This window comes from Novosphingobium sp. (assembly GCF_031424035.1).
Classification (GTDB): Bacteria; Pseudomonadota; Alphaproteobacteria; order Sphingomonadales; family Sphingomonadaceae; genus Novosphingobium.
Genome location: NZ_JANPGP010000104.1, coordinates 1 through 10,722, shown reverse-complemented (window position 1 = coordinate 10,722; position 10,722 = coordinate 1). Strand labels below are relative to the sequence as shown.

The 10,722-nt window shown below is 64.7% G+C and carries 10 protein-coding genes; 5 read left to right on the top strand and 5 right to left on the bottom strand.

Features of this window, described 5'->3' with window-relative positions; all coding sequences use genetic code 11:
* A partial coding sequence (locus RMO89_RS14285) for a twin-arginine translocase subunit TatC (protein ID WP_310533916.1) occupies nt 1-231 on the top strand: 231 nt, incomplete at its 5' end.
* A gap of 298 nt (nt 232-529) precedes the next feature.
* On the opposite strand, the gene RMO89_RS14280 is transcribed toward RMO89_RS14285, so the two are convergent.
* From RMO89_RS14280 to RMO89_RS14270, 3 genes are all read right to left on the bottom strand, one after another.
* Nucleotides 530-745 carry a hypothetical protein gene (locus tag RMO89_RS14280; protein ID WP_310533915.1) on the bottom strand — a complete coding sequence of 72 codons (216 nt, stop codon included), beginning with the start codon at nt 743-745 and terminating at the stop codon, nt 530-532.
* 257 nt (nt 746-1,002) lie between these two features.
* Nucleotides 1,003-2,691 carry an amidohydrolase family protein gene (locus tag RMO89_RS14275; protein WP_310533914.1) on the bottom strand — a complete coding sequence of 563 codons (1,689 nt, stop codon included), beginning with the start codon at nt 2,689-2,691 and terminating at the stop codon, nt 1,003-1,005.
* Nucleotides 2,688-3,623 (bottom strand): NAD(P)-dependent oxidoreductase, encoded by a 936-nt coding sequence (locus RMO89_RS14270; protein ID WP_310533917.1) that lies wholly within the window; start codon nt 3,621-3,623, stop codon nt 2,688-2,690. The genes RMO89_RS14275 and RMO89_RS14270 overlap by 4 nt, the downstream gene beginning before the upstream one ends.
* A 20-nt stretch (nt 3,624-3,643) precedes the next feature.
* On the opposite strand from RMO89_RS14270, the gene RMO89_RS14265 reads away from it, so the two are divergent.
* The 3 genes from RMO89_RS14265 (at nt 3,644) to RMO89_RS14255 (ending at nt 7,328) form a co-directional block, all read left to right on the top strand.
* Complete coding sequence (locus RMO89_RS14265; RefSeq protein ID WP_310533913.1) at nt 3,644-4,009, top strand: hypothetical protein; 366 nt, start codon at nt 3,644-3,646, stop codon at nt 4,007-4,009.
* Between the two features lie 56 nt (nt 4,010-4,065).
* On the top strand, nt 4,066-5,313 hold the full coding sequence (locus RMO89_RS14260; RefSeq protein WP_310533911.1) for a threonine ammonia-lyase: 1,248 nt from the start codon (nt 4,066-4,068) through the stop codon (nt 5,311-5,313).
* Between the two features lie 80 nt (nt 5,314-5,393).
* Nucleotides 5,394-7,328: a serine protease gene (locus RMO89_RS14255; protein ID WP_310533910.1), complete on the top strand. Its 1,935-nt coding sequence runs from the start codon at nt 5,394-5,396 to the stop codon at nt 7,326-7,328.
* 205 nt (nt 7,329-7,533) lie between these two features.
* Here RMO89_RS14255 and RMO89_RS14250 read toward each other — a convergent pair whose 3' ends face one another.
* Together RMO89_RS14250 and RMO89_RS14245 are read right to left on the bottom strand one after the other, a co-directional pair.
* Nucleotides 7,534-7,734 (bottom strand): hypothetical protein, encoded by a 201-nt coding sequence (locus RMO89_RS14250; RefSeq protein ID WP_310533909.1) that lies wholly within the window; start codon nt 7,732-7,734, stop codon nt 7,534-7,536.
* Nucleotides 7,735-7,778: 44 nt separating this feature from the next.
* Nucleotides 7,779-9,716, bottom strand: coding sequence for a TIR domain-containing protein (locus tag RMO89_RS14245; RefSeq protein WP_310533908.1), 1,938 nt, complete (start codon nt 9,714-9,716; stop codon nt 7,779-7,781).
* Between the two features lie 209 nt (nt 9,717-9,925).
* Between RMO89_RS14245 and RMO89_RS14240 the strand changes: the two genes are divergently transcribed.
* A partial coding sequence (locus RMO89_RS14240) for a TauD/TfdA family dioxygenase (protein ID WP_310533907.1) occupies nt 9,926-10,722 on the top strand: 797 nt, incomplete at its 3' end.

Genomic DNA, 10,722 nt, shown 5'->3' with positions numbered 1-10,722 from the left:
CGGCGCTATGTCATCGTCGGGATCACCGTGCTGGCAGCAGTGATCACGCCGCCAGACGTCATGTCGCAGCTGATGCTGGCGGTGCCGCTGTTCCTGCTGTTCGAAGGCGCGCTGGTGATCATGTGGTTCACCGAGCGCAATGACGCGAAAGTCAAAGCCCGCGAGGATGCCGAAGCTGCGGCTGGTGATACCGGCACTGCAGTCGAGACAACTGCCGACCCTAACGCTTGAGTCAGCGAAGGGTGTCGTTTGGCACTGTCCTTCGTCATCCCGGCGCAGGCCGGGACCCAGTCAGAAAAATCGCGCCCGCTATGCGGCACCCCATTCATGCTTGCAGAGAGGGACGCTACTGCGTCCAAATTATGCTCGCTGGGTCCCGGCCTGCGGCGGATGACGGGTTGGTTCGAATGATGACCGCCGCTTAGACTGCCGCCGCTTTCCGCCTTCGACGATCGTTTTACGTCTTCAGCAGACAACAAAAAAGCGGGGCAAAAACCCCGCTTCCCTGTTTTCGACTAGTCGACAGACCTTACGGGCTGGTCGGCTTGTCATCCTGATTGCCCACAAGAAGGGCAATGCCCGCACCAATCGCGAGGATGGCGAGGATCAGGAGAATGGTCGAGTCGCCGCCGAACTGGCCAGCGTCTGCAACCTGGGTCGAGGCACGGCCCACTTCCGTTTGAGCGAAAGCAGGGGCTGAAACCATCAGAGCTGCGGCAGTTGCAGCCAGATCACGAAACTTCATCGAGTCTCTCCTTTTGAGCTCTTCATCATTCGCTTAACCGAACCGCGAATGACGCACAAGCATATAATCAACGGTCTTGCGCCCGAAAGGTTCCCGTTATCAGGGGCCTCGCAGTACAAGGGCGTCAGACGCATCGCATTTAGCCAAGCATCCGATTCGCGCAACCCCAAATTCCCGTCATGAGAGGTGAACCGGGGCGTTTGGGCGGCTAGTCGCAGAGAATTAACAACAGGTTAGGTTCTGTTTCCGGCGCATCCCTAGGGATCAACGGGCTTCTGTTGCGCCGAGGTCACAGGTGCCGAGTAAATCCGGCGGCCGCCCACCCAGGTTTCCAGCACGCGGGTCTGCGCGAGTTCCGCAGGGCTCGCGAGCAGAGGATCGCGGTCGACCAGCAGGAAATCGGCGCGCAGGCCGGGGGCGAGACGGCCGAAGCGGGTTTCCGCCAGTCCGGCATAGGCCGCGCCCGTGGTGAAGCCGGCGATGGCGGCTTCCCGCGTCAACCGTTCCTGTGGCTGCCACCCGCCAAAGGGCTGGCCATCGGGGCCTTGCCGGCTGATCGCGGCGGCGAGGCCGGCGAAGGGATCGGGGGATTCGACCGGGGCATCGGACCCGAAGGCCAGCTTGCCCCCTCCATCGGCGATCGACTTCCACGCATAGGATCCGGCCAAACGGTTCGGGCCAAGCCGGGCCTCTGCCATCAGACGGTCCGATGTCTGGTGCACAGGCTGCATCGAGGCGATCACGCCGAGCTGGCCAAACCGCTTGATATCCGCCGGATCAACGACCTGCGCGTGCTCGATCCGCCAGCGGCGGTCGCCCTTGTAGGTCTGGGCCAGCTCCGAAACGGCACCCAGCACTTGGCCGTTGGCCTCATCACCGATGGCATGAACCGCCACCTGAAAGCTGTCCATCGCCGCGCGGCTCATCAGGTTGCGCAGCTGCGCGGGGGTGAGGAAGGACAGGCCCTTGTTGCCCGGCGCATCGGCATAGGGCGCCTTGAGCGAGGCCCCGCGTGAACCCAGCGCGCCGTCGAGATATATCTTCACTCCGTTGAGGTGCAGCTTGTCGTCATAGAGCCATGGCCCCGGTTCCGACCCGCCGATCAGGGTCATCGCATCGACCCCTGAGGCATAGGACATCACGCGGATGCGCAGCCGGCCCGAATCGCCGGCGCGACGCAGCGCCTGCCAGTCTTCGATGCTGGTGCCCATGTCGGCAGCGGCGGTCACGCCTTTGCTCGCCAGCAGATCCTGCGCCTTGTCGAGCGCAAGATCGCGTTCGGCGGCGCGCGGCTGCGGCACGTGTTTCTCGATCAGGACAGTCGCCCCATCGACCAGCACGCCCGACGGTGCCTGACTGCCGGGTAAGCGTTCGATGCGTCCGCCAGCCGGGTCCTTGGTCGCGGCGGTGACGCCGGCGGTGGAGAGCGCGAGGCTGTTGCCCCAACCGGCATGGCCATCGACGCGCTGCAGCCAGACCGGGCGGTCCTTGACCACGGCGTCGATCTCGGCGGCGGTAGGGAAGCGGCCGAGCTTCCACACTTCCTGATTCCAGCCGCGTCCGATGATCCATTTGCGCTCCGGATGCTCGGCGGCGAACTTGGCGATGGCTGCCTGCGCCTCGGCCAGCGACTTCGTGGCTGACAGGTCGAGCGTCATCGCGGCGATACCGAGGCTCATGATGTGGAGGTGGGCATCGATCAGGCCGGGCATCAGAACGCGGCCCTTGCCGTCTATATAATAGTCGGTCTTGGCGGGCTTCTTGTCGCCCCGGCGCAGCAGCTGCACGACCTTGCCATCGGCGCTGAACACCAGACCGGAAATCCGCTGGACTTGACCTTGGTCATCGAGCGTGAAGCCATCGACATTGTCGATCAGCGTATCGGCGAGGGCGGGGGTGGCGAGTGAGAGGGCGGAAACGGCAACGGCAATGTTGAGGCGGATCATTTGCGTTTCCCCGGCAACGGCAGGCGGCGCACGAGCGCAGAGGTATCGAGACGGCCCCCGCCGATGGCCTGAACCTCGGCATAGAACTGGTTGACCAGCGCAGTGATCGGCAGCGAAACGCCCAGCCCGCGCCCTTCGTCCATGGCCAGGCCAAGGTCCTTGCGCATCCAGTCGACCGCGAAGCCGAAATCGAATTCGTCGGCGGCCATGGTCTTCCAGCGGTTGTCCATCTGCCATGATTGCGCCGCCCCGCCGGAGATCGCCTCATAGACCTTGTCGGTATCGAGGTGGCTGGCCTGGGCGAAGCGCATTGCCTCGGAAAGCCCGGCGACGATGCCGGCGATGCATATCTGGTTGGCCATCTTCGCGGTCTGGCCGGCACCGGCGCGGCCGATGTGGACGACACGGCGGGTATAGGCCTCGAACACCGCCATGGCGGCGGCGATGGCGTCTGGCCGCCCGCCGCACATCAGGGTCAGTCGGCCTTCTTCCGCGCCGATCTGGCTGCCGGTCATCGGCGCATCGACGCAGTGAACCTGCAGGTCGCGCGCCTCGACCGCGATCTGGCGGGCGATGCGGGCAGAGGCGGTGGTGTGATCGATGAACAGCCCGCCGCGCTTCAGGCTGCGGAACACGCCGTTGGGGCCGAGGACAACGTCGGACAGGTCATCGTCATTGCCGACGCAGGTGATGACGACTTCGGCACCTTCGGCAGCATCGGCTGGGCTGGAGGCTACCCGCACCGACAGTTCCGGATTGCGGGCCTGCCAGCGCTCGCGCCGTTCGGGCGAGCGGTTGTAAATGGTCAGCTCGTGCCCGGCCTGGGCCAGATGCCGGGCAATCGGCCCGCCCATCACGCCAAGGCCAAGAAAGGAAATCCTGCGTTTCTCGCTCATGGTTAGCCTGTTAGCGCCAATTGCGCGCCGTGCCAGCCCCCGGTATGGGCCATGCGATGCAATTCCTTAAGTCAGCGCCCGTGCAGCGTGCCGCCTTCTGGCTGTTCTGGGCCATTGTCATCTTCTCCGTCGTGATGGCGCTGCTGCCCAAGCCGCCCGAAATGCCGAGCGACCGGCTGGGCGACAAGATGAACCATATCCTTGCTTTCGCGGCGATGGCGGGCACGGCGGCGCTGGCCTTTCCGCAGGTGCCCCGCTGGCGGGTGATCGAGCGATTGTCCTTCCTTGGCGCGCTGATCGAGGTGGCGCAGTCGATCCCGGCGCTGCAGCGCGATTGCGACTTCCGCGACTGGGTCGCCGATACCGTGGCGGTCATCGTCGTGACCGGCATTGCCGCATTGGTGCTGCGCCGGAACCAGTAGCGGTTTGCCAATAGCGATTTGCAAGCGCCGCGCTTTGGCTTTACGGCGCGGGCCATATGGAAAGCATCGCTGATACCCCCGTTGCAGCCGAGGCGCTGCTGACCATCGATGATATCCGGGCAGCTGCCGGGCGCATCAAGGGCGCGGTCGTGCGCACCGACATGGATTACTCCCAGACGCTGAGCCACATTGCCGGCTGCGACATCTGGCTGAAGTTCGAGAATCTGCAGTTCACCGCGGCCTACAAGGAACGCGGCGCGCTCAACGCGCTGCTGCACCTGAACGAGGAACAGCGCGCGCGCGGCGTGATCGCGGCTTCGGCGGGAAATCACGCGCAGGGGCTGTCCTATCACGGCACGCGGCTGGGCATTCCGGTGACCATCGTCATGCCGCGCACCACGCCGACGGTGAAGGTGATGCAGACCGAACAGGTTGGCGGCAAGGTGATGCTCGAAGGCGAAACCTTCGACGATGCCTATGCCTATGCGCGGTCGATGGAAAAGCAGCTGGGGCTGACCTTCATCCACCCGTTCGACGATCCGCTGGTTGCGGCCGGGCAGGGCACCGTGGCGCTCGAAATGCTGGAAGACATGCCCGATCTCGACATGCTGGTGATCCCGGTGGGCGGCGGCGGGCTGGCATCGGGCATGGGCGTCGCCGCGCGCGCGCTGAAGCCGGACATCGGCCTGATCGGGGTTGAGGCGGAACTGTTCCCCTCGATGTACAACCGGCTGAAAGGCACCGACCTGCCGATCGGCGGCGATACGCTGGCCGAAGGTATCGCGGTCAAGGAACCGGGCGAGTTCACTTCCAAGGTGCTCGCGGGCTTGCTCGACGATTTCCTGCTGGTCGGTGAACGCGAGATGGAAGCGGCGCTCGCCCTGCTGCTGCAGATCGAGAAGACCGTGGTCGAAGGCGCGGGCGCGGCTGGCCTAGCTGCCGTGCTGCGCAATCCGGACATGTTCAAGGGCAAGAAGGTCGGCATCGTGCTGAGCGGCGGCAATATCGACACGCGCCTGCTGGCCAATGTGCTGCTGCGCGATCTTGCCCGTTCGGGCCGCCTCGCGCGGCTGCGGCTCACCCTGCAGGACCGCCCCGGCGCGCTGTTCAAGGTGATGGAAGAGTTCAACCGCCACAACATCAACATCATCGAAATCTGGCACCAGCGCATCTTCACCCACCTGCCGGCGAAGGGCCTGATCACCGACATTGAATGCGAAGCGCGCGACAAGGAGCAGCTTGACCGACTGGTCGCCGCCCTGCGCGAAAGCGGCTATGATGTCAGCCAGATCGAAGTGAACTGAGGCTGCCTCCGCGCGGTTGACAGCACGGAGCATCACTCTCACCATCGCCGCCGCGCCCACCATGGCGAGGGAGACCGGCCTTGCGCGACGTTCGAACCCGCATGATCGCGGTGCTGCTCGGCCTTCTGGTCATCAGCGGCGTACCCGCGCTCGCGCAGCCGGTCGTTTCTGCAGAACCAATGCGCGCGCCGCTGCCGTTTTATCCCGATACCGAACGCTACAAGGGATGTGGCACAGCGCAGCTCAATGTCGCCTTCGAAGGACTACTGATCGGCAATTCACCGACAGACAAGGTCTCGGTCCGGCTGAACGAAAGCCTCGGCGATGCCGAGCCGCAGGTCCGCGCTTTCCTTGCCTCACTGGACTTTGTGACGGTCACGCCCAACGCGGATTTCGAACTGACGACACTGGTCGACTATCCGCAGACCATGGTGCTGGTCGACGCGAAGGCGGGGCCTCAGCACTGGCGCATGCTGCCGCGCAAAGGGGAGAACAATTGCCCGGTTTACGAGCCGCGCCAGTTCATGGTCGGGGATGTTACGGCAGAAAGCTCGCTGGCACTGCTCAAAGCGCGCCTTGCCGAAGAATTCCGCGGCATGAAGGTCATGTCTCTCCCGCAGATCGCCGGTAGCCGGGACATCGAGACCTGCATCAAGGCAATGAAGGTTGCGATGTGCAGCTCCAACCCCGATGCTCCGAACGTGATTGATGGCGAGGAGGTTGAGAGGGAGCTTTACACCGAAGAGGATATGACCGTGCGGGTGCGCAACCGCGGAAGCCAGCCGCGTTACGTCTATTTCGGCTTTCTCGATGATTCGCGGCGCGTCGATTTCGTGTCGGTTCGCAACGGCGCGGACAGCCCGCTGGAGCCGGGCGAGGTGGTGGAGTTTTCGCACCCAGCGCCCGCGTTTGATGGCCGGTCCTATGCCATGACCCTGACCAGCGAAGGTCCGATCGATCCGCGCCGTATCAATCAGGCTGGCGCTTATGGTCCCGGGGCGCAATTGGTGTCCTGCAAGCCGCGACCGCCGGCGATAAACGCCATCGCGCTCACCGATCCGCTGCCGGCGGTCGCAGCCTATGCCAATTCGCTGGAAATTGATGTGCGGCCCTCCTCGTCGTGTCCGCGGGTGGGCGGCGGTGACGTGGCGCTCGCCAGCCTCGCGCCGTGGATGGCGCAGCTTTACGATACGCGGCCCTTCACAGCCGCCCAGATCGCGCGGGACAACCAGCGCAGCGCACAGGACCGGATCGGAATCAGTGCGCTGAACGCTGAGCAGCGCGAGCATCATTGTGGCGGGACGCTGATCGGTCCGGGGCTGGTGCTGACGGCGGCGCATTGTGTGGCGGAAGGGTCGTTTGCGGGTGTGAACGAAGCCAAGGCGCGGCAGACCCTGCGCGTGCGCACTGGCAGCATCGCACTGGGTGGCGGGCGGTCTTACGGTATCGACGGCATTGCCATCCACGCTGGCTTCGTGGCCGGGAGAAATCCGTCTGACATCGCGCTGATCAAGCTCAAGGCTTCACCGGGCGCAACCTTGCCGGACAGGGCCGTGGCGCTTTCGGAGAATTCCGTCTTCGCGCCGGGCACGCAATTCGATATCTTCGGCTGGGGCTTTTCCGGTGAATGGATGTCAGGCCGCGGCAATCCGCATGTCGCGATCGATGGACGACAGCAAATGCCCACCGAAAAGCTTCGCTATGGGCCGCTGACCGCGATCGCCCCGCAGCGCTGCCCGGTCTCGCTGCGGGTCATCTGCGCTGCCTCACCACAAGGGCGCGAACGGCAGGTGTTTACCTGCTTCAAGGATAGCGGCGGGCCGCTGATCCGCACGCGCAGCGGCAGGCAGGAGCTGGTCGGCGTGGTCAATTTCTCGAAAGGCTGTTCAGGCCCGGTGCCGACCGCCTTTGCCGCCGTGGCGAGCTATGGCCAGTGGATCGATGCGGCGAAGGTGTGGCTGGCGAACAACCCCGGCAAGGTGGGCCGGGTGAGCGATCCGGCGCTGGCGCGGTAGGTTATGTCCTCTCCAGATTTGCGCAGCACATCTGGGGAGGTGGCAGCGCGAAGCGCTGACGGAGGGGCCTTGCGCTGCCGTCGAAACCCCTCCGACCTTCGCTGCGCTCCGGCCACCTCCCCATTTGGCTTCGCAAAATGGAGAGGATCAAACGAAAACGGGCGGCCCGGCATCCCGGACCGCCCGCTGCGACTTGGTAATCCGATCAGGGTGCCTTGCGTTCATCCAGCGTGTGGTGATCGCCCGAGGCGTCGACCGATGGTTCGGCGCTGGCATCCATGCTGGCTTCGGCGGTCGGAGCAGCTTCACTGGTTACGGCTTCAGGTGCGGCCTCTTCCTTCTTGGTGCAGGCACCAAGCGCCGAGATGAAGGCAATTGCGGAAACGGTGGCAATGATCTTGCGCATGTCTTTCCCCCTCTAAGGGTCAGCCCCTGCTGACGCGGCGGAAGCTATACGAAGTGCAGCTTGCCTAAAAGCGTTTTGAATCGCGCCTCGGTTTCGAGCGGCCGCAGGAAGGGATCGCTCAGCGTCAGCAGCAGGCCGGGGTCACGCTCGGCATAGGCGCCTTCCAGCGCGGTGAGGGCTTCATCGCGTTTGCCCCACTGGGCCAGGATCTGCGCCTGCTGGTAGAGCGTGGCCTTGCCGGTCTCGGTCACCAACTGGTCGTAAGCTGCCTTTGCCGTCGCCTGAGCGCCCTGCCGCAGCGCGACGATGGCCTTGCCGGGAAGTGCCAGCGTGACGTTCTTTTCCAGTGCGAACTCTGCAGCGGCCTCGGCAACCTTGTTTTGCTGGAGCAGCGCATTGCCGATGTTGCCGTGAGTCGAGGAGACCTTGGGATTGATCTCCAGCGCCTTGCGCCCGGCGGCAATCGCGGAGTCCCAATCACCGCTGGCGTAGTGGACCTGCGACTTCGATTTGAACAGCGCCGGGTCGAGCGGTTCGAGCATCGCCGCCTTGTCGATCGCCGGCAGGGCCTTGTCCGGCTGGCGGCGGCGCGCGTGGTAGAGCGCATAGCGGCTGAGCACTTCGGGATTGCCCGCGCCGTATCGCATCGCCGCTTCGTGCGCCGGCTCCGCGCCGATCACGTCGAGCTTGCCGAACAGCGTGGCATAAGCGAGCGCGACGTGGCCTTCGGGATATTCGGCGGCGAGTTCGATGGCGCGGCGGGCCTCGCTTTCGGCCTCGGCCACCAGCTTGTGGCGTACCGCGAGATCATGGCTGGCCACAGCGATCACGCCCATGGTGCGCGCACGGGCGGCGTGGGCAGCGGCATAGGCGGGATCGAGCGTGGCGGCGCGGGTGAACTCCGCCAGTGCGGCCATGTCGCTCGCTTCATCGACCGGGTTCTCGAACAAGAGCTTGCCGCGCAGGTAAGCGTCATAGGCCGCCGCGACTGTCGTGCCGCCGCTGCGCTTGACCGATTCCTTGTGGCTGCCGGCGGAGAGCTGCGGGGTGAGCGCGGCATCGACGGCCTCGGCGATTTCTTCCTGCAGCCGCAGGATATTGCCCGCCGGGCGTTGATAGGTCTGCGTCCACCTGGCGAAGCCGGTCGCCGCCTCGACCAGTTCGACCGCGATGCGCACTTCACCTGCGCCCAAGCGGACATTGCCGGTCAGCAGGTGCGCCACGCCAAGCCGTGCGGCGATGCCCTTGGCGTCCCCCGTCTTGCCCCGAAACTCGTTCGACGATGTCTGCCCGACCACGGTGAGCAGCGGGTTGCGGGCAAAGCGGCTGCGCAGTTCGGCGGCAAGGCCATCGGGCAGGTATTGCTGCGCCGGATCGCCGCTGAGATTGTCAAACGGCAGGACGGCGAGGCTGTTGCCGGGGGCTCCAGCGCGCATGAAACGCCAGCCCACCGCGCTGCCGGCGATCACCGCCACCGCCGCCGATCCGGCGATCAGCGTGCGGCGCGAAACGCCGCTGCCGGCACGCGCTTTTGGCAGGGCAGGGGCCGGCTCGCCATAAAGCGCCGCCAGCGCCGCCAGTGCGCGCTGCATCTGCGGCCCGTCCTCGCGCACGCCTTCCTTCGATATGTCGATGAACTGGAACTGCCCGAAACCGAGCGGGGGATGGCTGCCGTCGATCGACAATGGCACCAGTCGCCCGGAATCGCGTCCCCGCGTGGCTTCGTCATGGACCCAGTGCGATTCGACCGAGACTTTCGACCACAGCACCATGACCGCGCGGGCATTGTCGAGCGCCTGAGTTGTGACCTTGCCAAAGCGCTTGCCGCCGGGGATCAGGCCGTCCCACCAGACCTTGTATCCCAGCTTCTCCAGCAGGGTGATAACGGCCTTGGCAGTCTTTTGGTCTTCGCGGGAATAACTGAGGAAGACGTGCGCGTTCTTGTGCGGATCGCCCCCGGTGTTCGCGGCTTGCTCGTCCATGCGCTGTCATGCCCCGCCGGCCCGCGCAAGTGCCGGCCTGCCCGCGAATGTATGGCGCGTGGCACGACTTGTCACGCCAATTGGGGCGACTGTCTGTCCCGCTATAATCGCCCCAGCGCAGCACCCCTGCAGTCAGCCGCCTTGTCTCGTTTTCCGCCGCGCTGTACATTCGTTCAACAGACAAGATCAGAATATCCGGGAGAATGACCGTGGCCACTGCAGCCGATGTAGCCGTCCAGATTCGCTATGAAGCCATCAAGCCGAAGATCGGCGCGCGGGTGCTCAACACCAAGGAAGAGCTGCTTTCGAGCGCGCTTGCGGAAGCCATCCTCAGCCTGATGGAAGAACGCGGCGTGCTCGTGTTCCCGAAGCTCGATCTGACCGATGCCGAACAGGTGCAGTTCTCCAACTCGCTTGGCGGCAATGCCGATGAACTTGCAGGGCAGAACCAGGACGCGGTGTTCAAGGTTACGCTCGACGAAAAGAAGCAGGACCGCAACGTCGCCGAATACCTCAAGGGGTCGCTCTACTGGCACATCGACGGCACGATGAACCCTACGCCGATCCGCGCCTCGATGCTGACGGCCAAGGTGCTGGCACCCGAAGGCGGCGACACGCTGTTCGCCAATACGGCGACGTCCTATGCTGACCTGCCCGAAGACCAGAAGGCAGAGATTGAGGGCCTGCGCGTGGTCCATTCTCTGTGGTGTTCGCAGTTCTATCACACGCCAGAACCCAGCCTCGAACAGATCGACGACTGGCAGTCCAAGGGCGAGGCGGAGATCCCGCTCGTCGTGACCAATTCGACCGGCAAGAAGAGCCTCGTCCTTGGCAATACGGCGCATTACGTGAAGGGCTTCGACATGAAGGCCAGCCAGCGGCTGCTGCACGGCCTGCGCGAATTCGCCACTGGTGAGCCTTATACCTATCGCCATGTCTGGACCGTTGGCGATACGGTGATGTGGGACAACCGCACCTCGCTGCACAAGGCGACGCCCTATGATCC

Coding starts and splice junctions, on each gene's coding strand:
- RMO89_RS14280 (WP_310533915.1), bottom strand. CDS start 745: ATGAAGTTTCGTGATCTGGCTGCAACTGCCGCAGCTCTGATGGTTTCA.
- RMO89_RS14275 (WP_310533914.1), bottom strand. CDS start 2,691: ATGATCCGCCTCAACATTGCCGTTGCCGTTTCCGCCCTCTCACTCGCC.
- RMO89_RS14265 (WP_310533913.1), top strand. CDS start 3,644: ATGCAATTCCTTAAGTCAGCGCCCGTGCAGCGTGCCGCCTTCTGGCTG.
- RMO89_RS14260 (WP_310533911.1), top strand. CDS start 4,066: ATGGAAAGCATCGCTGATACCCCCGTTGCAGCCGAGGCGCTGCTGACC.
- RMO89_RS14250 (WP_310533909.1), bottom strand. CDS start 7,734: ATGCGCAAGATCATTGCCACCGTTTCCGCAATTGCCTTCATCTCGGCG.
- RMO89_RS14245 (WP_310533908.1), bottom strand. CDS start 9,716: ATGGACGAGCAAGCCGCGAACACCGGGGGCGATCCGCACAAGAACGCG.